Here is a 20,808-nt window from a genome sequence, read left to right as displayed (position 1 = left end):
CCCGCCGCCCTTGCGCGCCGGGGCGTTTTCTCTTGCGCGCCGGCCTGATTTCCTTCAGCCGCCCGCCAGGGCCGGGGCCGCGCTGTCCAGCGTCTTCCTGACCGCCGCCAGGAAGCGCCGCGCCAGCAACGGCGGCGCGCTCAGGTTCGAATGCGTGGCCCAGATCTCCACGCTGGCGCCCGGCGCGATGGGCCGCAGCACCATGCTTTCGGTCTGGTCGGGCGACACGCACCAGGCATCCACCAGTGCCGGACCGAGCCCCTGCTGCACGAACGAACAGGCAGTCACCGGCGAATGCACTTCCACCGCCGCAGGACAGGCCGGCGCGCCGCCAAAGAACGATTGCAGCGCGCGTCCCAGTGGGGTATCGCGCGGGTAGCCGATCCAGGCCGCCGAGGCGAAATCCTCCGGATGCACCACCTCGTGCGCCGCCAGCGGATGCCCCTTGGGCAGGACGCAGATCACCGGCACCGTCGCCAGCTTGACCGAGGTCAGGTTGGGATGGTCGGGCGGTCGCATCGAGATGCCGATATCGGCCTGGCCCGACAGGAAATACGCCGCCAGTTCGTCGAACGTGACGCTGCGATAGTCGACCCGCGCGGCGCCATTGCGGTCGCGCAAACGCCCCAGCGCCATCGGCACCAGTCGTTGGCCGTAGCTGGCGCTGGCCACCACCTTGAGCATGCCCGCGCCCGACTGTCCCAAGGCGGCCGCCAGGTCGTTGACGCGCTGGATCCCGCCGTAGACCTGTTCGACTTCGGCATACAGCCGACGCGCCTCGGCGGTGGGCGACAGGCGGCTCTTGACGCGTTCGAACAGCCGGTAGCCCAGGCGGCTTTCGGTCAGCGCCAGCACCCGGCTCACCGCCGGTTGCGAGACGTGCAGCATGCGGCCCGCGCCGCTGATCGAGCCGGCCATCATAATGGCGCGGAACACCTCGATCTGGCGCAGGTTCAGCGCGCGGCCGGCGCTGGGCGCGAGCGCGTCGGCATCGTCGTGCGCATCCATTTCGTTCCCCTTGGTCAATAACGGCGGATTATAGGTTTTCGACATTTTTCGATGACGCGGTGCCGCAACCCCGGTGCTAATCTGCCCGCCTCCACACAACAAAACAAGGGGAATCCAGCATGCAACGCACCATTTTCCGCGGTCTCGCCGCCCTGGCCCTGGCCGCCGCCTTCAGCGCCGGCGCACAGGCCGCCGGCGCCTATCCCGACAAGCCCATCACCTTCATCGTGCCCTCCGCGGCAGGCGGTTCGCCCGACGTGCTGTCGCGCCTGATCACCACGCAACTGGCCAAGGACACCGGCGCCACGCTGGTGGTGGAAAACCGCCCCGGCGCCGCCGGCAACATCGGCATCGCGCTGGTCAAGCGCGCCGCGCCCGACGGCTACACCGTGGGCTACGGCAACATCAACACGCTGGCGGTGAACCGCTCGCTGTTCAAGCGCCTGCCCTATGACGTCGACCAGGACCTGACGCCCGTGGCCCACATGTTCGACCTGTACAACGCGCTGATCGTGCCGGCCGATTCGCCCGTCAAGAGCGTGCAGGACCTGATCGACCGCGCTCGCAAGGAACCCGGCCGCCTGTCGTACGGGGCTTCCGGCGTCGGCACCACCGGCCACATGGGCGGCGAACTGTTCAAGAGCATGGCCAAGGTCGATGTCATGTTCATCCCGTACAACGGCGGCCCCGCCGCCATCCAGGACCTGCTCGGCGGACGCCTGGACTACCTATTCGTCAACACCTCCGAAGCCACCCCGCTGGTCAAGAGCGGCAAGGTGCGCGCCATCGGCGTCAGCAGCTTGAAGCGCCTGGCGCTGATGCCCGACGTGCCGACGCTGGACGAAGCCGGCCTGAAGGGCTACGAGACCGTGGCCTGGGGCGGCGTGGTGGCGCCCAAGGGCACCCCGCCCGAGGTCGTGGCGCAGCTCAACGCCGCCATCCAGAAAGCCTTGCAGGCGCCCGAGGTCCGCACCGGCCTGGAAACGCTTGGCGCCGAACCCGCCAGCGGCGGCCCGGCCGAATTCAAGCAGCTGATCGATCGCGAAACCGCCAAGTGGAAGCACATCATCGAAACCGCCGGCATCGAGAAACTGGACTGAACCTGGCCATGACGGACCGCAGCACCTCGGACGACGCTCCCGCGCAAGCCGACTTCATCATCGCCGGCGCCACCCTCATTGACGGCGGCGACGGCCCCGCCCGCCAGGGCGACCTGGCGGTGCGCGGCGGGCGTATCGTGGCGCTGGGCGACTTCGCCCATGCGCCCGGCGTGCCGGTGATCGATGCCCGCGGCCTGGCGCTGGCGCCCGGCTTCATCGACTCGCACACGCACGACGACGGCTACCTGCTGGCACATCCCGAGATGCTGCCCAAGGTTTCGCAAGGCATCACCACGGTCGTCACCGGCAACTGCGGCATCAGCCTGGCGCCACTGTCGCGCCGGCAGATCCCGCAGCCGCTCGACCTGCTGGGCCCGCCCGAGCTGTTCCGTTTCGCCACCTTCCGCGACTGGCTGCGGGCCCTTGCCGAAACGCCCGCCGCCGTCAACGTGATCCCGCTGGTCGGCCACACCACGCTGCGCGTGGCCGTCATGGACGACACCGGCCGCGCCGCCACCGACGCCGAACGCGCGGCCATGCGCGCCCTGCTGGACGAAGCGCTGCAGGCCGGCGCCTTCGGCGTCTCCACCGGCACCTTCTACCCGCCCGCCAGCGCCGCGCCCACCGACGAGATCGTCGACGTCTGCCAGCCGCTGCGCGGCCGCGCCGGCGCGATCTACGCCACCCACCTGCGCGACGAGGCCGACCACATCGTCCAGGCCATGGAAGAGGCCCTGCTGATCGGCCGCGAACTGGACTGCCGCGTGGTGTTCTCGCACCACAAGCTGGCCGGCGAACGCAACCACGGCCGCAGCCGCGAAACGCTGGACATGATCAGCCGCGCCGCCGCCACGCAGCGCGTCTGCCTCGACTGCCATCCGTATCCCGCCACCTCGACCATGCTGCGGCTGGATCGCGCCCGCCTGGCCAGCCGCACCCTGATCACCTGGTCCAAGGGCTACCCCGAGGCCACCGGCCGCGACTTCGCCGCGGTCATGGCCGAACTGGGCCTGGACGACGAAGCCGCCATCGCCCGCCTGGCGCCCGCCGGCGCCATCTACTTCCTGATGGATCCGGCCGACGTCAACCGCATCTTCAGCCATCCGCTGACCATGGTCGGCTCGGACGGCCTGCCGTTCGACCCGCACCCGCACCCGCGCCAGTGGGGCACCTTCACCAACGTGCTGCGCACCATGGTGCGCGAACAACGGCTGCTGTCGCTGGAAACCGCCATCCACAAGATGACCGGCCTGGCGGCGGCCCAATACGGCCTGACCGAGCGCGGCCTGCTGCGGCAGGGGTATCATGCTGATCTGGTGCTGTTCGATCCCGCCAACGTCACAGACACGGCCACTTTTTCAGCTCCCATTCAGGTCAGCCAGGGCATCCACGCCGTGTGGGTCAATGGCAGGCAGGTCTGGGATGGGGAACGGACCGGCGCCGAACGCCCGGGCCAGGTACTGGCACCCGGTGATGCAATACCTTGGAGTCAACAAAGTGAATAGCTATTCCCAGGGCTGTTACCTGGGTGTTCTGGGCGGCATGGGCCCCATGGCCGGCGCCGCCTTCGCGCTCCGCCTGGCGGCGCTCACGCCCGCCGACGCGGACCAGCAACACATCCCCACCCTGCTGCGCAACGACCCGCGCATCCCCGATCGTTCCAGCGCCTACATGGCCGGCGGCGAGAATCCCCTGCCCTACATGGTCGAAGGCGTGCGCTTCCTGGAACGCGCCGGCGCCCAGCTCATCGCCATCCCCTGCAACACCGCGCACCTCTGGTACGACGACATCGCCGCCGCCACCCAGCGCCCCGTGCTGCACATCATCCAGGCCGTTATCGACGACCTGCGCCGCCTCGGCCTGCAGCAGGGCCGCATCGGCCTCATGGGCACCGCCGCCACGCTCAAGCTCGGCCTCTACCAGCGCCACCTCGAAGCCCAGGGCTACGAATGCATCGTTCCCGACGACGATGAAGTCGAACGCTACTGCATGGCCTCGATCCGCGCCGTCAAGGGCAACCAGCTCGAAGCCGCCTTCGCCCCCGCCGCCGACTGCATCGCCCGCCTCAAGGCCCGCGGCGCCGACGCTGTCGTCCTCGGCTGCACCGAACTGCCGCTGGCCGTGCCCCACGCCCTGCGTCCCAGCCTCGGCATCACCCTGACCGACTCCATCGACGCCCTGGCCCGCGCCGCCATCGCCCACTACCTGGCCGACCAGCCCGAGCAACGCATCGCGGCGTAGGCAAGGCCTGCGAGTTGCACAACCGCGCGACAACCGGGAGAATCGATCCGTGGGCCACCCTGTCGGTGGCCCCGGACCATTCAGGAGTCAAGGACGTGCGCAACCCCGTTCTCGCGGCAATACCGGCCAGCGCCATGAAAGGCCGGCGCCGGCAACACGCCCAAGGCAGACACGCGATTGTGCACGCCGTGGTCTGCGCGGTCCTCGCCAGCGCTCCTTTCCTGCCGATCCAGGCCGCCCATGCCGCCGGCTTCGACTGCAAGGCCGCCAAAACCCATGTCGAACATCTGATCTGCGCCGACCCATCGCTGTCCAGGCTGGACGATCAGATGAAGGAGCTTTACGACAGGATTCAGGCCGAAACCGCCGGCCGCGACGGTGAGACCGGTGAACGGCGCGATCCGGTGGCGAAAGAGCAGACGCAATGGCGCACCACCGTGCGCGACCGTTGCCCCGACGCCGCCTGCCTGAAATCCGCCTACGAGGCCCGCATCGCCGCCATGAAAAAGAACTGGGCAGAAGCGCTGGGCCCCGCGGGCAAGTAATACGCGACGCGCTCCGGGGTGGTCGAATCCCGACGCAAAAAAAAGGGCGCCCCTTTCAGCAGCGCCCAAATTTCCCTTCGCGGGGAATAAACCGTAATTCGAATCACCCGCCCAGATACGCCTTCCGAACCTGGTCATTGACCAGCAGATTCGCCCCCGTATCCTGCAGCACGACCCGCCCGTTCTCCAGCACGTAGCCGCGATCCGCCACCTGCAGTGCCTTGTTGGCATTCTGCTCGACCAGGAACACCGTCACGCCCTGTTCCCGGATCTCGCGGATGATGTCGAAGATCTGCGCGATCACCAATGGCGCCAGCCCCAGCGTCGGCTCGTCCAGCAGCAGCAGGCGCGGCCGCGTCATCAACGCCCGCCCGATCGCCAGCATCTGCTGCTCGCCGCCCGACATCAACCCGGCGCGCTGGCTGGCCCGTTCCTTCAGGCGCGGGAACAATCCATAGACGTGGTCAATCCCCGCCTGGATCTCCTCGCGCTTGGAGAAAAAGCCCCCCATCTTCAGGTTCTCGGCCACCGTCAGGTCCTTGAACACGCGCCGCCCTTCCGGCGAAATGGCGATGCCATTGCGCATGATGTGGTGGGTGTCCTTGTTGGTGATGTCCTCGCCCTCGAAGGTGATTTTGCCTTCCTTGGCTCGCGGATTGCCGCAGACCGTCATCAGCAGCGTGGTCTTGCCGGCGCCGTTGGCGCCGATCAGGGTCACGATCTCGCCCTTGTTGACGTCCACCGACACGCCGTTCAGCGCCTGGATGGCGCCGTAGTAGGTGTGGATGTTTTCCAGCTTCAGCATTTATTCCTCCCCCAGGTACGCCTTGATGACGCGCTCGTCGTTGCGCACCTGCTCGGGGGTGCCGGTAGTGATGGGCTTGCCGTGTTCCATGACCAGGATGCGGTCCGAAATGCCCATGATCAGGCTCATGTCGTGCTCGATCAGCAGCACCGCCACCCCGAACTCGCGGCGCAGCTGGTCGATCAGCGATTGCAGATCGCGCTTTTCCTGCGGGTTCAGGCCGGCGGCCGGCTCGTCCAGCATCAACAGGCGCGGCTTGGTGATCATGCAGCGCGCGATCTCCAGGCGGCGCTGGTGGCCGTAAGCCAGGTTGCCGGCCTCGCGGTTGGCGTACTCGCGCAGTCCCATGAAATCCAGCCACTGGGCCGCGCGCGACAACGCATCGGCCTCCGCCTGGCGGTAGGCCTTGGTCTTGAGCAGGCCGGGCAGCAGGCGCGCCTCCACCTGCGTATGCTGCGCCACCAGCAGGTTCTCCAGCACCGTCAGCTGCTTGAACAGCCGCACGTTCTGGAACGTGCGCACCAGGCCATGGCGCGCCACCTTGTGGCTGGGCAGGCCGGTGATGGACTTGCCGTCCATCACGATATCGCCGGCCGTCGGCGCGTAAAAGCCGCCCACGCAGTTGAACACGGTGGTCTTGCCGGCCCCGTTGGGGCCGATGATGGCGAACACCTCGTCGGATTTGACTTCGAACGCCACGCTGTCGACGGCCAGCAGGCCGCCGAAGCGCATGGTCAGTCCGGATACTTTCAGCAATGCCTCGCTCATTTAGCCAGCTCCACGTGGGGACGCTTCATGGGCAACAACCCCTGCGGACGCCACATCATCATCAATACCATCACCAGGCCGAACATCAGCATCCGGTACTCGGCGAACTCGCGCGCCAGCTCGGGCAGCACCGTCAGCAGGATCGCCGCCAGGATCACCCCGACCTGCGAACCCATGCCGCCCAGCACCACGATGGCCAGGATCAGCGCCGACTCGATGAAGGTGAAGGATTCCGGATTGACCATGCCCTGGCGCGCCGCGAAGAACGCGCCGCCGAAACCGGCGAAGGTCGCGCCCAGTGTGAAGGCCGACAGCTTGATGCGGGTCGGGTTCAGGCCCAGCGAACGGCAGGCGATCTCGTCCTCGCGCAGCGCCTCCCAGGCGCGGCCCACCGGCATGCGGATCAGGCGCGTGGAGACGAACAGCGTGACCAGCGCCAGCAGCAGCGCCATCATGTACAGGTAGATCACCATGTGCTGGTTCTGGAACGTCAGGCCGAAGAAGTCGTGGAACGTGGTCGCGCCCTCCTCGCTTGCCCGGCGCGTCATTTCCAGGCCAAACACCGACGGCTTGGGAATGCCCGAGATACCGTCCGGACCGCCCGTGAGCGTGTTCAGGTTGATCAGCAGGAGGCGGATCATTTCCCCGAAGCCCAGCGTCACGATGGCCAGGTAGTCGCCGCGCAGGCGCAGCACCGGAAAGCCCAGCACGAAGCCGAACAACGCCGCCATGGCGCCCGAGAACGGCAGCGCTTCCCAGAAGCTCCAGCCGCCCCAGTGGTACAGCAAGGCATAGGTGTAGGCCCCCACGGCATAGAACCCGACGAAGCCCAGGTCCAGCAGCCCGGCGAAACCGACCACGATGTTCAGGCCCAGGCCCAGCATCACGTAGATCAGCACCAGCGTGGCGATGTCGACCGAACTGCGGCCGGCGAAGAATGGCCAGGTGACGGCCACCGCCAGGATCAGCAGCATGAGCAGCTTGTTGTTCTTGGCCGGCGCCGACGGCAGCGTCGGCAGGCCCACCTTGAGCTTCTGGAACGGCTTGGCGATCCAGGGCCGCAGCAACTGGAACACGAACACGACCGCGGCGGCGATGGCCACCAGCGACCAGTGCGACTCCATCGAGGTGCGCGCGCCCTGGCGGATCAGTTGCAGGCCGAAGACGGGGGTGACGATGACGGCGGTCAGCACCGCCGCCATGGTGGCGTTTTTCAGGTTGTTGTTCGACATCAGACTTTTTCCACCTCAGGTTTGCCCAACAGCCCGGTGGGACGGAACAGCAGGATCAGGACCAGCAGCGAGAACGCCACGATGTCCTTGTACTGCGACGAGATATAGGCTGCCGCGAACGTTTCGGCCAGGCCCAGCAGCACGCCGCCCAGCATGGCGCCGGGAATGCTGCCGATGCCGCCCAGCACCGCCGCCGTGAAGGCCTTGATGCCGGCCAGGAAGCCGATGAAGGGATTGAGCTTGCCGATGGTGATGGCAATCAGCACGCCGCCCACCGCCGCCAGGATCGCGCCCATCACGAAGGTGAACGAGATCACGCGGTTGGTGTCGATGCCCAGCAGGTTGGCCATGTGCATGTCCTGCGAGCAGGCGCGCGAGGCGCGGCCCATGCGGGAATACTTGATGAACAGCGTCAGGCCGACCATCAGGGCGACGGTCACCAGGATGATCATGATGCGCGAATACGGCACCGTCACATCGAAGTCGGAACCCATGTGGAACTGCACCGCGCCGGACACCAGCGAAGGCACCGCCATGTCGCGCGCGCCCTGGCCCAGGGCGACCCAGTTCTGCAGGAAGATCGACATGCCGATGGCCGAGATCAGCGCCACCAGGCGGGGGCTGCCCCGCACCGGGCGGTACGCGACCCGCTCGACGCTGAAACCGTAGATGCCGGTGACGACGATGGCCACCAGCAGCATCGCGGCGATGATGAACGGTACCGGCAGGCCGCTATTGGTGCCGATGGCCGTCAGGGTGACCAGGCCGACATAGGCGCCGATCATGTAGATTTCGCCGTGAGCGAAGTTGATCATACCGATGATGCCGTAGACCATTGTGTAGCCGATGGCAATCAACGCGTAGATCGCGCCCAGAGACAATCCGTTGAAGAATTGCTGGGTAAGTTGGGGTATGAGGTCGGACATTATTTCTCTTGCTCCAAATAGTTCCGGCTCCGGTAGAGAGACCCGGAGCCGGAAACCTGGGCGTATTTTAAGGGCCTGTGATCACCGCCTGCCGGCCGCACAGCGCTTTTGGCGCATCGCTACGCGGATTACGGCACAACGACGACGACAGGCCCTCGCGCCGGCACCACGCCGGCGGAATCGCGGGAGTTTACAGCTGGGTCTTCTTGCCGTTCTTGTCCCACTTGTAGACGGCGAACTCGAAGTTCTTCAGGTCGCCCTTGGCGTCGTACTCGACCTTGCCGATACCGGTGTTGAAGGTGGTCTTGTGCATGTAGTCGGCCACCTTGGCGGGGTCCTCGCCCACCGCGGTGATGCTGTCGGCCAGGATCTGGACCGCGGCGTAGGCCGGCATCTGGAAGGCGCCGTCCGGATCGCGCTTGGCATCCTTGAAAGCCTTGACGATGCTTTCGTTGGCCGGCAGCTTGGTGAAGTCGGCGGGCAGCGTGACCAGCAGGCCGTCGATGGCCGGGCCGGCGATCGCCACCAGGTCCTGGTTGGCGGTGCCTTCCGGACCCATGAACTGGACCTTCAGGCCCTGTTCACGCGACTGGCGCAGCAGCAGGCCCAGTTCGGGGTGGTAGCCGCCGAAATAGACCAGGTCGACGCCGGCCGACTTGAGCTTGGTGATGATGGCCGAGTAATCGCTGTCGCCGACGTTAATGCCTTCGAACAGCGCCACGTTCACGCCTTCCTTGGCCAGGGTGTCCTTGACCTGGGTGGCCACGCCCGAGCCGTAGGTCTGCTTGTCGTGCAGCACGGCGACCTTCTTGGGCTTGAGGGTGTTGGCGATGTAGCGCGCGGCGTACGGACCCTGCTGGTCGTCGCGGCCGATGGTGCGGAAGAAGAAGTGCGGCTTGATGGTGTCGGTGACCAGGGGCGAGGTGGCGCCCGGGGTGATGCCGACGATGCCTTCCTGTTCGTAGACGTTGACGGCGGCCACGGTCACGCCCGAGCACGCATGGGCCACGGCGAACTTGGCGCCGGAATTGACCACGCGGTTGGCGGCCGGCACGGCCTGCTTCGGTTCGCAACCGTCGTCGATGAGGATCGGTTCGAGCTTCTTGCCCTTCACGCCGCCCTTGGCGTTGATGGTCTCGATGGCAGTCAGCGCGCCAGCCTGGATCTGGTCGCCGTACTGGGTGTTGGGGCCCGTCATGGGCTGCGGGATGCCGATCTTGATCGTATCGGCGGCGTGCACGGAACCTGCCAGGGCAAGCGCCCCGAATGCCATAGCTACCGGGGTAAGGCGATGCAGAAACTTCATGCGGAGTTCTCCAGCGAGGTTTTGAGCGGCTCTGTTCGATCCGGTTTATCGGGTGGATACCCCTAAACCCGCATCGCCCGTCGCCGGCTTCTTGGGCAAAAACACGGTGTGGGCGGTATTCTGGAAGCAAGCAGACATACTGTCACTGCGTGTAATCCCCAATATTTCAGGAGAAACCTTTAATCGTGACGGATTAGTACGACAAGTGCGTGAAATCGCAGGGGAAATCCGCGCCGCGCCTTGGATTGCCCATGGCGCGGCGCGCGAATCGATGGCAGGTGATTTATATGAATAATCATTAATACGCCGTTTGACCGCGCATTTTCATACAGTACTTACGCGAGTCTTACGGATAATGATTATCCCGTTAATTAATACCGACTGATTTTCGACAATCACACGCTGGCCGGCTTGGCCAGGTTCCACATCAGCGCGCGGAACGGCGCCAGCATGCTGATATTGACCGCCAGCTTGATCGCCAGGTCGCCCATCATCCAGGTGACCCACGGCGCGCCGCTGGCGGCGAAGGCCACGCTGAAAAACACCGCGGTGTCGAGGATCGCGCCCAGCACGCCGGAAACCAGCGGCGCGCGCCACCAGCGCTGATCGCGCAGGCGATCGAACACCTGGATGTCGACCAGCTGCGCGCAGATGTAGGCCAGCCCCGAGGCCAGCGCGATGCGCGGCGACGCCACCCACACCGACACCACCAGCGCCGCTGCGAAACCGAACCACACCACGCGGCGCGCGGCCGCGGGGCCGAAACGGCGATTGAGCACGTCGGTCACCAGGAACGCCACCGGATACGACAGGCCGCCCCAGGTCAGCCAGTCGTTCAGCGGCACCTGCACCAGGATGTTCGAGCCCACCACCACCACCAGCATGCACAGCACGGCGATGCCGAACTGCGCCCGGCTCATGGGGGCAAAGCGCGCAACGGCGTGACTCACTTGCCGAACTCCTCGGCCAGCTCGCGCGAACGCCGCGCGGCCGCGGCCATGGCGTCCTCGACGATGCCGGCAAAGCCGGCGGCGTTGAACGCGGCCAGCGCCGCGGCGGTGGTGCCGCCCTTGGAGGTGACGCGCTCGCGCAGCACCGAGGGGGGTTCGGACGATTCCGCCGCCAGCCTGGTGGCGCCAGCGAAGGTGCCCAGCGCCAGCTGGCGCGCCTGCTCGGCCGTCAGGCCGACCTTCTGGCCGCCGGCGATCAGGGCTTCCAGGAACAGGAAGACATAGGCCGGGCCGCTGCCTGACAGCGCCGTCACGGCGTCCAGCGCGGCATCGTCAGCCACCCAGACCACTTCGCCGACGCTGGCCAGCATGGTGGCGGCCAGGTCGCGGTCGGCCTGCCCCACGCCATCCAACGCCGCCAGGCCGGTGATGCCGGCGCCCACCAGCGCCGGCGTGTTGGGCATGCAGCGCACCAGGCGGCGCCACGGCGCCTCGGGCGTGCCCAGCCAGCCCGCCAGGGTGTCGGCGCGGATCCCGGCCGCCACGCTTATCACCAAAGTGTCGTCGCGCAACCACTGACGCGTGGAAGCCACAACGTCTTTCATGTTCTGTGGCTTGACCGCGAACACCCATACGCGGCAGCGCGCCAGGGCCTCGTCCGGGGCGGTCGCGGTGGTCATGCCGCGAGCCTGCCAGGCAGCGTGCGAATCCTGGTTAATGTCAATGACATGAATGCTGCCGGCGGGGCATACTTTGCCCGCAAGACCCGAGGCCAGCGCGGCGGCCATATTGCCGCCGCCGATGAACGCAATCGAAAGTTCGTTTTTCATAGGATGCGATTGTAAACCGGGCCGCCCCGGCGGAAAAAAAAAGAAAATGTTCGTTCGCGCCTGAAACGCGCAATTTGACAGGCGTTTTAACTGATGTGAAAGTCACGGTTTTGTCACAAACAATTCATAAGGTGACGTGTTTTCCGCGCCGGGACAACCCCGGTCGCGACACGACCAACTGGAGGAAACCTCTCATGCGATCCCACCGAATTGCCCTTACCTTCGCCGCCGTGATGGCGGCCTTTGCCGGCGCCTCCGCGCACGCGGCCACCGAAATCACGTTCTGGCACTCGATGGAAGGCGCGCTGGGCGACCGCGTCAACGGTCTGGTCGACGAGTTCAACAAGAAGAACCCCGACTACCAGGTCAAGGCCGTCTACAAGGGCAACTACGGCGAATCGATGAACGCCGGCATCGCCGCGTTCCGCGCCGGCAACGCCCCGGACATCCTCCAGGTGTTCGAAGTCGGCACCGCCACCATGATGTACGCCAAGGGCGCCATCAAGCCGGTGCAGCAGATGTCGGAAGAAGCCGGCAACCCGATCGACCCGAAGGAATTCATCGGCGCCGTGGCCGGCTACTACTCGTCGGCCGACGGCAAGCTGGTGTCGATGCCCTTCAACAGCTCGACCGTGGTGTTCTACTACAACAAGGACGCCTTCAAGAAGGCCGGCCTGGACGCCGACAAGCCGCCCAAGACCTGGGAAGAACTGGCCGCCGCCGGCCAGAAGCTGAAGGCCGCCGGCCAGGAATGCGGCTACACCACCTCGTGGCCGTCGTGGGTCCAGCTGGAAACGTTCTCTGCCTGGCACAACGTGCCGTACGCCACCAAGGATAACGGCTTCGGCGGCCTGGACGCCCGCATCGCCATCAACACCCCGCTGCACGTGCGCCACCTGGAAAACCTGGCCAAGCTGGGCAAGGAAGGCATCTTCATGTACGGCGGGCGCGGCGACGAGCCGAACTCGCTGTTCATCAGCGGCAAGTGCGCCATGATCACCGGTTCGTCGGGCCTGCGCGCCAACATCGCCAAGAACGCCAAGTTCGAATTCGGCACCTCGACCCTGCCCTACTACGCCGACGTGCAGGGCGCGCCGCAGAACACCATCATCGGCGGCGCCTCGCTGTGGGTCTTCGCCAACAAGAAGCCGGAAACCTACAAGGGCGTGACCGCGTTCTTCAAGTTCCTGGCCAGCCCGGAAATCGCCGCCCGCTGGCACCAGCAGACCGGCTACGTGCCCGTCACCAAGGCTGCCTACGAGCTGACCAAGAAGGAAGGCTTCTACGACAAGAACCCGGGCACCGAAGTCGGCGTCAAGCAGCTGAACGTCGAAACCACCGCGCAGTCGCGCGGCCTGCGCCTGGGCTTCCTGCCGCAGATCCGTGAAATCGAGGACGCTGAAATCGAACGCATCGTGTCGGGCAAGGTCTCGGCCAAGGATGGCGCCGAGAACATCGTCAAGCGCGGCAACGAACTGCTGGAAAAGTTCGAGAAGAGTGTAAAGTAACGCCCGTTCCGTGGCTTGCCGGCAAGTCCCGCGATGCACGATTCCCGTTGTGCAACAAGGACTTGCCCCTGGCGAACAAGGCTTAAAGCCCTGGTTTTTTTAGGGCTTTAAGCCTATCGTGTTTTATGAGTACCGGCGCATCCCCGCGCCGCAGGCCGGCCGGCCCACCCCGGCGGCTGTTTCACCAGGCGGCGGTTAATCCAACCGCCGCTTTTCGTACCTTGGGTTCCCCCTATGGAAAAACGTGTCGTCTTCGGGCATAAGACCCTGCCCTATCTGCTGCTCCTGCCGCAGATCGTCATTACCGTGGTCTTCTTCTTCCTTCCCGCCGGCCAGGCCATGTGGCAGTCGATGCGGCTGGAAGATGCGTTCGGCCTGTCCTCCGAATTTGTCGGCCTCGACAACTTCATGGAACTGTTCTCGCAGCAGGCCTACCTCGATTCCTTCCGTGTCACGGCGGTGTTCTCGATCCTGGTCGCGGTGGTCGGCCTGGGCGTGTCGCTGCTGCTGGCCGTCATGGCCGACCGCGTGATCCGCGGCGCCGGCCTCTACAAGACCCTGCTGATCTGGCCCTACGCCGTCGCGCCCGCCGTGGTCGGCGTGCTGTGGCTGTTCCTGTTCTCGCCCTCGGTCGGCATCCTGGCCGTGGCCCTGCGCCAGGCCGGCGTCGACTGGAACCCGCGCCTGGACGGCAACCAGGCCATGATCCTGGTGCTGATCGCCGCCGTCTGGAAGCAGGTCTCGTACAACTTCCTGTTCTTCCTGGCCGGCCTGCAATCGATCCCGCGCTCGCTCATCGAAGCCGCCGCCATCGACGGCGCCAGCCCGTCGCGCCGCTTCTGGAGCATCGTGTTCCCGCTGCTCTCGCCCACCACCTTCTTCCTGCTGGTGGTCAACATCATCTATGCCTTCTTCGACACCTTCGCGGTGGTGGACACCACCACGCAGGGCGGTCCGGGCACGTCGACCTCGATCCTGGTCTACAAGGTGTACAGCGATGGCTTCCGCGGCCTGGACCTCGGCTCGTCCGCGGCCCAGTCGGTGGTGCTGATGTTCATTGTGATTGCCCTGACGGTCGTGCAGTTCCGCTACGTCGACCGCAAAGTGCAGTATTGATTCTCGAGGCAGATAACAATGGTTGAACGCCGTCCCTGGCTGGATATTCTGGCCCACGTCATCCTGCTGTGCGGGGTGGCCATGGTGGCCTTTCCGCTCTACGTCACTTTCGTCGCGTCGACGCAGACCGCGCAGGAAGTGGCTTCCGCGCCGATGTCGCTGATCCCCGGTCCGCACTTCGTCGACAACTACATGCAGGCGCTCTTTGGCGGCTCGTCCGGCGGCTCGTCCGGCGCGCCGGTGGGCCGCATGATGTACGTCAGCCTGATCATGGCGCTGGCGATTTCCATCGGCAAGATCGCCATCTCGCTGCTGTCGGCCTTCGCGGTGGTGTATTTCCGCTTCCCCGGCCGCATGTTCTTTTTCTGGATGATCTTCGTCACCCTGATGCTGCCGGTCGAAGTGCGCATCGCGCCCACCTACAAGGTGGTGGCCGACCTGGGCCTGCTCAACAGCTACGCCGGCCTGACGCTGCCGCTGATCGCCTCGGCCACGGCCACGTTCCTGTTCCGCCAGTTCTTCCTGACGGTGCCGGACGAGCTGATCGAGGCCGCCCGCATCGACGGCGCCGGCCCGGTGCGCTTCTTCCGCGACGTGCTGCTGCCGCTGTCCAAGACCAGCATCGCCGCGCTGTTCGTGATCCAGTTCATCTACGGCTGGAACCAATACCTGTGGCCGCTGCTGGTGACCACGCAGGAAGACATGTACCCCGTCGTCATCGGCATCAAGCGCATGATCAGCGGCGGCGACAGCGTGACCGAATGGAACATCACCATGGCCACGGCCATGCTGGCGATGATCCCGCCGGCGCTGGTCGTCATCCTGATGCAGAAATGGTTCGTCAAGGGTCTGGTCGACACTGAGAAATGAGACCCCCACGCCGCGCCTTCGGCTTGCTGCCCCCCGAGGGGGCGCTCTCATCTTGAGGCGGCTCGGCGATGAAAAGTGAAGATTGCCCGCGATCGCCTACCCGACAACGACTCCGATACGAATAACTCATGGCTACTCTCAGCTTTCGCAACGTAAAGAAAACCTACGCCGGCAACGTGCCGGTCATCCATGGCATCGACATGGATGTGAAGGACGGTGAATTCATCGTCATCGTCGGCCCCTCGGGCTGCGGCAAGTCCACGCTGATGCGCATGGTCGCAGGCCTGGAAACCGTGACCAGCGGCGAGATCGTGATCGACGACAAGGTCGTCAACAACCTCGAGCCGGCCGAACGCGACATCGCGATGGTGTTCCAGAACTACGCGCTCTATCCGCACATGACCGTGTTCGAGAACATGGCGTACGGCCTGAAGATCCGCAAGTTCTCCAAGGACGAGATCAAGAAGCGCGTCGACGTCGCCGCCCAGATCCTGGAGCTGACCCACCTGCTGGACCGCCGCCCGCGCGCCCTGTCGGGCGGCCAGCGCCAGCGCGTGGCCATGGGCCGCGCCATCGTGCGCGAACCCAAGGTGTTCCTGTTCGACGAACCGCTGTCGAACCTGGATGCCAAGCTGCGCGTGGCGATGCGCCTGGAAATCATGAAGCTGCACCGCCGCCTGGGCACCACCAGCCTGTACGTGACGCACGACCAGGTCGAGGCCATGACGCTGGCGCACCGCATGATCGTCATGTACCAAGGCGTGCCCGAGCAGATCGGCACGCCGATGGAAGTGTTCGAAAAACCCGCCTCGACCTTCGTCGCCGGCTTCATCGGCTCGCCGCCGATGAACCTGATGGAAGTCAACGTGGCCGGCGACGGCACGGTGCAGACCGTCGACGGCCTGGCGCTGGAAATCTCGCCGCTGCAGGTGCCGTCGCAGGTGCGTGGCCGCAAGGTGATCATGGGCATGCGCCCCGAGCACATGCTGCTGAACACGCAGGGCGTGCCGGCCGAAGTCGAGATGGTCGAAACGCTGGGTTCCGAACAGCTGGTCCACTGCCGCTGCGGCAAGTCGACGCTGGTGGTGCGCTGCACGACGCGCCAGTTGTCCGAGTCCTCGGCCAAGGTCGGCGACCGCGTCAACGTCGGCCCCGACGGCCGCCATCCGCTGCACTGGTTCGAGGCCGACACCGGCCGCCGCGTGCAGGGCCTGTAAGTCTCCTCAATGCGCGGGGCCGGCGGCAATCCGCCCGGCCGGCCCCGCCGCCACCCTGCCCGTCCGGGAAGGGACAAGCTCAATACGTGTACGTCACCATGGTGCCGATGGAGTACTGGTTGCGCTCCTTGACGATGGGGCTGTCGGCCGCATCGCCATACAGGCGGCGCGCCTCGGCGGCCACGGTCCACGACCACTCCTTGCTCAGCGGCAGCACCCAGCTCGCGCCCAGGCCCACGCTTTCCAGTCCGCCCTTGGGGTTGTAGCGGCGATAGCCCGAATTGGCCGACTGCCTGTCGCTCACGCCGTACCAGGTGCGCATGTAGTTGCCGTCGCCGAAGGTGCCGTTCAGCGACAGCGAGATCGCGCCCGCGGAACCCTCGTACACGGTGGTGCTGGCGCCCAGGTCGAACAGGGTGTAGCCACTGCCCACGTCGCTGTGTTCACTGCTTTTCTTGAAGGCGTGCGCCACCGTGGCCGACAGGGTCACCGGACCCAGCGTGGTCTCGGCGTCCATGCCGATCTGCGCGCGGCTCTTGATCTCGCCCATGCCGCGCAGCTTGTTGGAGCCTTCGAAGCCCTTCTTGCGGTCCTTGCGCGAGGCGCTGGCGCCCAGGTAGAAGCGGAAGGTGCTGTCCAGCGCCTGGGTCTCCCAGCCCAGGCCGCGCTCGGTATTCAGGAAAAAGCCGCCCGGGCTGCGGATGCCCAGGCCGACGATGGGCAGCGCCGAGCTTTCGTCGCTGCCGCTGTAGCGCGGCGCGTAGCCGACGCCCAGCGTGCCGTAGAACTTCCATTCATCGGCCGGCTTTTCGGTTCCGGTCGACACCTCGATGCCGCGCGAGCTGGCGCCGCGCGAACCATAGACCGAGTTGTCGGCGACCTGCTGGCCGCCCGCGGCGAACGACAACGCTGGCAGGCTCGCCAGCAGACACGCCGCGCCGGCGCGGCGCTGCATCAGGGACATAGAGGGATATCGCTTCATAAGTACATCCGGGAAACGAGGTTGTGGGGAAATCGAACACGCGCCGCGGCCATCGCGGCGCGGACCTACTCTTGCGCCACGCCCTTGGCCTGGCGCATCAGGTTCATCGCCAGGCTGGAGACCGAGGTCACCAGCGGCTCGGCGCTATCGGCATTGCTCATCACCAGCACCGCCAGCTTTTCGCGCGGCGCCAGCACCCAGCGCGCATGGAAGGCCTCGGTCGCGCCGCTGTGTTGGCGCAGGGCATCGCCGGCGATGTAGTCGCGGTCGCACGGCGCCGCCAGCCACGACAGCGCCAGGCGGCATTCCAGCTCCATGCCGCTGGCCACGGTCTCCAGATTCAGCAGGGCCAGCGCGGATTCGTCCTTGAGGATGCGGCGGCCCTGGTAGGTGCCGCCGGCGAACAGCATGCTGGAGAACCGCGCCATCTCGGCCGAGCTGGCCCACAGGCCTTCGGCAGCCTCGTTGGACTGCGGTTGCTCGGTCCACGGCATGCCGCGGCGGTAGCCGGCGGCGCGCAATTCGCGCACCTCGTCGCCTTCGGCCGCAAGCCGGAAACCGGCGCGGGAGATGTTCAACGGCCGCAGCAGCGTGCGCCGCACGTAGGCGTCGAACGGCTCGTCGGCCACGTGCGCGACCATGTCGCCGAGCAAGGCGTAGCCCATGTCGGCGCGGGCCCGGCCCATGGTGTCTTCCAGCGTATCGGGCCGCAGCGCCAGCAGGCGGCGCGCGGTGAACGGATAGGTGCCCATCCAGTGCATGGCGACCCGCCGCGGCTCGGCTTCCCAGTGCGGCAGCGCCTGGGCCGCGGGCACGTCGAGCGACAGGCGGCCGTCGTCGGCGGCACGCAGCACGCCGGCGGCGGTGACGATCTTGGAAATGGCGCCTACGCGGTACAGCGTGTCGCCGGTGGCATTGCGGTGGCGCGCCGCATCGGCGTAGCCGAAGCCGCCGCTCCAGACCGTGCGCTGGTCATCGACGATCGCGATCGACAGGCCCGGCACCCGCTGCGCATCCATGTCGTAGGCGATGCGCTGCTTCAGGTACGCCACCACCGCCGGATAGTCGCCCTTGGCGATGGCGGGCGGCGCGGCCGGGGCGACGCCCTGGCAACCGCCCGCGACGATCAGGAGCATGGCAACGGCGGCCAGGCGGGTAAGCGTGAACATGACGAGCGGACGACCCTCTTTGGAGAACTGCCGTCATGCTAGTCAGGGATGCCGCGCCGATCTTTCCCGCTTTGTATGGAGTTTGTGAAGAATGCCGGGGCAGATTGTGAAGTTTGTTAAAGGCGTGCCGGATGCCCCGCGGGGCCGCTCAGGCCGCCTTCCAGCTCACGATGAAACGGGCCCCGCCGAGCGGGCTATCGGCCGCCTCGGCGCTGCCGTTGTGCCAGCGCGCCACCCGGCTGACGATGGCCAGCCCCAGGCCGGTGCCGCCGGTGCCGCGGTCGCGGCTTTCGTCCAGGCGGATGAACGGTTCGAAGATCCGCTTGCGATCCGCGGCCGGAATGCCGGGGCCGTCGTCGTCGACCATCAGCACATACTCGCGCGGGGCCGGCGACGCCAGGCTGACCTGCACCCGGCCGCTGGCATAGCGGATGGCGTTCTGCAGCAGGTTCAGCAACGCCCGTGTCATGTAGCGCTGATGCAGGTGCACCTCGCGCACCTGGCACAGCACCACTTCGCAACGCACGCCGGACTGCTCGGCCTGGAACGCGGCGTGCTGCACAACCGAATCGAGCCAGCTGCGGGCGTCCTGCGGCTGCAGGGTGACGCCGTCGCCCTTGTGCTCCAGGCGGGCGTACATCAGCAGTTCGGAAGCCATGCTGTCCAGTTCGGCGACGTCGCTTTTCATGTCGTCGATCAGGCGCTTGCGCTCGAGCGGCTCTTCCGCCCGGCCGATCATGTCCAGTTCGAACGACAGGCGCGCGATCGGCGTGCGCAGCTCGTGCGAGACCGCGTTGGTCAGTTCGCGCTGGTTGTTGATCAGCGCGCCGATGCGCTCGGACATCTGGTTGAAGGTGTCCCCCAGGTTGCCGATGCTGGAATGTCGCGACAGGCGGGCCCGGGCCTGCAGGTCGCCCTGCCCCATGCGCAACGCCGCCGTCTTGAGGGCTTCCAGGTCGCGCCAGATCGGCAGCGCCCACACCAGCATGAAGGCGCACAGCAGCAGGCCCAGCGCCGAATACACCGCAGCCACCACCCACGGGCCGAATGACGGCTCGGGCGGCAGCTTGACCTCCAGCCATTGGTTGCCCGGCCCCGGAATGGCGGCCACGAAGGTCTGCATCTTGTCGCGGATGAAGAAGTCGCCCTTGGCGGCGATGCGGCGTTCCTTGTCGCTGGCGTTGTAGTCCGCGGCGTTGAACACCCGCAGCCCCAGGCCGTAGTACGGCGCCAGCTGTTGCTCGATGTGGGCCGCGCGGGCGCCCGGCTCGACCTTCGACAGTTCCTGCACCAGGCTGTGGATCTGCCCGCGCACCGATTCGCGGGTGTAAGCGTCGCTGACAGGCTCGAACAGGTAGTTGGCGGAGCGGTCCACGACTTCGTTGGAAATCACGAAACCGATCGCCAGCACCACGAAGAGCCGCAGGACGAATTTAATCATCGCCGTCCTCGTGCGCCTTGGGCGAGAACAGATAGCCCTTGCCCCACACGGTCTTGATGCGCGCCGGATCGCGCGGGTCGTCGTCCAGCTTGCGGCGCAGCTTGCTGACGCAGACGTCGACGCTGCGGTCCAGGCCGTTGAACTCGATGCCGCGCACCGCATTGAGCAGGTCGTCGCGCGTGAGCACCTGGCCGGCCTGGCTGGCCAGGGCCCACAGCATTTCGAATTCCATGGTGGTCAGGTCGACCTCGACCCCGCCGTGCACCACCGCCCGGGTGCGCCGGTCGATGACCAGCGGCCCGAACTCCAGGCGCTCCGGCGGTTCCTCCAGCTGGCTGTGGCGCCGCAGCAGCGCGCGGATGCGGGCCAGCAGCACGCGCGGCTCGACCGGCTTGATGACGTAGTCGTCCGCGCCCGACTCCAGGCCCAGGATCTGGTCCAGGTCGTCCTCGCGGGCGGTCAGCATCAGGATCGGCGCCGACGAAAACGCGCGCAGGTCGCGGCAGACCTGCAGGCCGTCGCGGCCGGGCAGCATGAGGTCGAGGATGGTGATGGCCGGGTCATGGCGGCGGAAAGCCTCCACCGCGTGGTCGCCGCGGTAGGCCTGGGCGACATTGAACCCGTGTTGCTCCAGGAACTGCGCAATCAGGCGCGACAGCTTCGGATCGTCTTCGACTAGCAAGGCCTTGGTCATGGGGTGTCCGGACAGGAAAAGAGAGTTCGATTTGGCCGCATTCTACGCAAAACCGCGCAAGCGGCGTTCGACCGGGGGACCGGCCGATCGGTTCCCGAAG

The 20,808-nt window shown here is 66.3% G+C and carries 21 protein-coding genes; 9 read left to right on the top strand and 12 right to left on the bottom strand.

Features of this window, described 5'->3' with window-relative positions:
• Window positions 1-54: 54 nt before the first annotated feature.
• On the bottom strand, window positions 55-1,008 hold the full coding sequence (locus AC6CR5_RS04630) for a LysR family transcriptional regulator (protein WP_047991590.1): 954 nt from the start codon (window positions 1,006-1,008) through the stop codon (window positions 55-57).
• A 119-nt stretch (window positions 1,009-1,127) separates the two neighbouring features.
• Here AC6CR5_RS04630 and AC6CR5_RS04625 point away from each other — a divergent pair, with 119 nt between their 5' ends.
• The 4 genes from AC6CR5_RS04625 (at window position 1,128) to AC6CR5_RS04610 (ending at window position 4,894) form a co-directional block, all read left to right on the top strand.
• Complete coding sequence (locus tag AC6CR5_RS04625; protein ID WP_020927551.1) at window positions 1,128-2,108, top strand: Bug family tripartite tricarboxylate transporter substrate binding protein; 981 nt, start codon at window positions 1,128-1,130, stop codon at window positions 2,106-2,108.
• A gap of 8 nt (window positions 2,109-2,116) precedes the next feature.
• Entirely contained in the window at window positions 2,117-3,613 is a 1,497-nt protein-coding gene (locus AC6CR5_RS04620) for an N-acyl-D-amino-acid deacylase family protein (RefSeq protein WP_498085282.1), read from the top strand.
• Window positions 3,606-4,349 carry a cysteate racemase gene (cuyB, locus tag AC6CR5_RS04615; protein ID WP_024068774.1) on the top strand — a complete coding sequence of 248 codons (744 nt, stop codon included), beginning with the start codon at window positions 3,606-3,608 and terminating at the stop codon, window positions 4,347-4,349. Before AC6CR5_RS04620 ends, cuyB begins: the two co-directional genes overlap by 8 nt.
• A gap of 95 nt (window positions 4,350-4,444) precedes the next feature.
• Window positions 4,445-4,894 (top strand): lysozyme inhibitor LprI family protein, encoded by a 450-nt coding sequence (locus tag AC6CR5_RS04610; protein WP_498085281.1) that lies wholly within the window; start codon window positions 4,445-4,447, stop codon window positions 4,892-4,894.
• Between the two features lie 103 nt (window positions 4,895-4,997).
• Here AC6CR5_RS04610 and AC6CR5_RS04605 read toward each other — a convergent pair whose 3' ends face one another.
• The 5 genes from AC6CR5_RS04605 to AC6CR5_RS04585 form a co-directional block, all read right to left on the bottom strand.
• On the bottom strand, window positions 4,998-5,699 hold the full coding sequence (locus AC6CR5_RS04605; RefSeq protein WP_006386454.1) for an ABC transporter ATP-binding protein: 702 nt from the start codon (window positions 5,697-5,699) through the stop codon (window positions 4,998-5,000).
• On the bottom strand, window positions 5,700-6,467 hold the full coding sequence (gene livG, locus AC6CR5_RS04600) for a high-affinity branched-chain amino acid ABC transporter ATP-binding protein LivG (RefSeq protein ID WP_006386453.1): 768 nt from the start codon (window positions 6,465-6,467) through the stop codon (window positions 5,700-5,702). It lies immediately after the preceding gene.
• Entirely contained in the window at window positions 6,464-7,699 is a 1,236-nt protein-coding gene (locus AC6CR5_RS04595) for a high-affinity branched-chain amino acid ABC transporter permease LivM (RefSeq protein WP_006386452.1), read from the bottom strand. Before AC6CR5_RS04595 ends, livG begins: the two co-directional genes overlap by 4 nt.
• Window positions 7,699-8,625 carry a high-affinity branched-chain amino acid ABC transporter permease LivH gene (gene livH / locus AC6CR5_RS04590; RefSeq protein WP_020927547.1) on the bottom strand — a complete coding sequence of 309 codons (927 nt, stop codon included), beginning with the start codon at window positions 8,623-8,625 and terminating at the stop codon, window positions 7,699-7,701. Before livH ends, AC6CR5_RS04595 begins: the two co-directional genes overlap by 1 nt.
• A 190-nt stretch (window positions 8,626-8,815) precedes the next feature.
• Complete coding sequence (locus AC6CR5_RS04585; RefSeq protein ID WP_006386450.1) at window positions 8,816-9,931, bottom strand: branched-chain amino acid ABC transporter substrate-binding protein; 1,116 nt, start codon at window positions 9,929-9,931, stop codon at window positions 8,816-8,818.
• 52 nt (window positions 9,932-9,983) lie between these two features.
• On the opposite strand from AC6CR5_RS04585, the gene AC6CR5_RS04580 reads away from it, so the two are divergent.
• Entirely contained in the window at window positions 9,984-10,226 is a 243-nt protein-coding gene (locus tag AC6CR5_RS04580) for a hypothetical protein (protein WP_127481436.1), read from the top strand.
• A 100-nt stretch (window positions 10,227-10,326) separates the two neighbouring features.
• Here the strand turns inward: AC6CR5_RS04580 and AC6CR5_RS04575 are convergent, their stop codons facing one another.
• Both AC6CR5_RS04575 and proC read right to left on the bottom strand, forming a co-directional pair.
• Window positions 10,327-10,851: a queuosine precursor transporter gene (locus AC6CR5_RS04575; RefSeq protein WP_047993491.1), complete on the bottom strand. Its 525-nt coding sequence runs from the start codon at window positions 10,849-10,851 to the stop codon at window positions 10,327-10,329.
• Window positions 10,852-10,877: 26 nt separating this feature from the next.
• Entirely contained in the window at window positions 10,878-11,711 is an 834-nt protein-coding gene (gene proC, locus AC6CR5_RS04570; RefSeq protein WP_006386448.1) for a pyrroline-5-carboxylate reductase, read from the bottom strand.
• 194 nt (window positions 11,712-11,905) lie between these two features.
• Between proC and ugpB the strand changes: the two genes are divergently transcribed.
• The 4 genes from ugpB (at window position 11,906) to AC6CR5_RS04550 (ending at window position 16,422) form a co-directional block, all read left to right on the top strand.
• On the top strand, window positions 11,906-13,219 hold the full coding sequence (gene ugpB, locus AC6CR5_RS04565; RefSeq protein WP_049073546.1) for a sn-glycerol-3-phosphate ABC transporter substrate-binding protein UgpB: 1,314 nt from the start codon (window positions 11,906-11,908) through the stop codon (window positions 13,217-13,219).
• A gap of 234 nt (window positions 13,220-13,453) precedes the next feature.
• Window positions 13,454-14,335, top strand: a complete 882-nt coding sequence (ugpA, locus tag AC6CR5_RS04560; protein WP_006386446.1) for a sn-glycerol-3-phosphate ABC transporter permease UgpA — start codon at window positions 13,454-13,456, stop codon at window positions 14,333-14,335.
• Window positions 14,336-14,353: 18 nt separating this feature from the next.
• Window positions 14,354-15,205 (top strand): sn-glycerol-3-phosphate ABC transporter permease UgpE, encoded by an 852-nt coding sequence (gene ugpE, locus AC6CR5_RS04555; protein WP_006386445.1) that lies wholly within the window; start codon window positions 14,354-14,356, stop codon window positions 15,203-15,205.
• A 128-nt stretch (window positions 15,206-15,333) separates the two neighbouring features.
• Window positions 15,334-16,422 carry a sn-glycerol-3-phosphate import ATP-binding protein UgpC gene (locus tag AC6CR5_RS04550; protein ID WP_020927546.1) on the top strand — a complete coding sequence of 363 codons (1,089 nt, stop codon included), beginning with the start codon at window positions 15,334-15,336 and terminating at the stop codon, window positions 16,420-16,422.
• A gap of 79 nt (window positions 16,423-16,501) precedes the next feature.
• On the opposite strand, the gene AC6CR5_RS04545 is transcribed toward AC6CR5_RS04550, so the two are convergent.
• The 4 genes from AC6CR5_RS04545 to AC6CR5_RS04530 all read right to left on the bottom strand — a co-directional run bounded on the left by AC6CR5_RS04545 (window position 16,502) and on the right by AC6CR5_RS04530 (window position 20,708).
• Window positions 16,502-17,386: a MipA/OmpV family protein gene (locus AC6CR5_RS04545; RefSeq protein WP_020927545.1), complete on the bottom strand. Its 885-nt coding sequence runs from the start codon at window positions 17,384-17,386 to the stop codon at window positions 16,502-16,504.
• Window positions 17,387-17,469: 83 nt separating this feature from the next.
• Entirely contained in the window at window positions 17,470-18,573 is a 1,104-nt protein-coding gene (locus tag AC6CR5_RS04540) for a serine hydrolase domain-containing protein (protein WP_024068770.1), read from the bottom strand.
• A 148-nt stretch (window positions 18,574-18,721) separates the two neighbouring features.
• Window positions 18,722-20,014, bottom strand: coding sequence for an ATP-binding protein (locus AC6CR5_RS04535; RefSeq protein ID WP_054447607.1), 1,293 nt, complete (start codon window positions 20,012-20,014; stop codon window positions 18,722-18,724).
• Window positions 20,007-20,708 (bottom strand): response regulator, encoded by a 702-nt coding sequence (locus tag AC6CR5_RS04530; RefSeq protein ID WP_006386440.1) that lies wholly within the window; start codon window positions 20,706-20,708, stop codon window positions 20,007-20,009. The genes AC6CR5_RS04535 and AC6CR5_RS04530 overlap by 8 nt, the downstream gene beginning before the upstream one ends.
• Window positions 20,709-20,808: the final 100 nt, after the last annotated feature.

Source organism: Achromobacter sp. EG18 (assembly GCF_059759395.1).
This window is presented reverse-complemented; position numbering and strand designations above follow the sequence as displayed.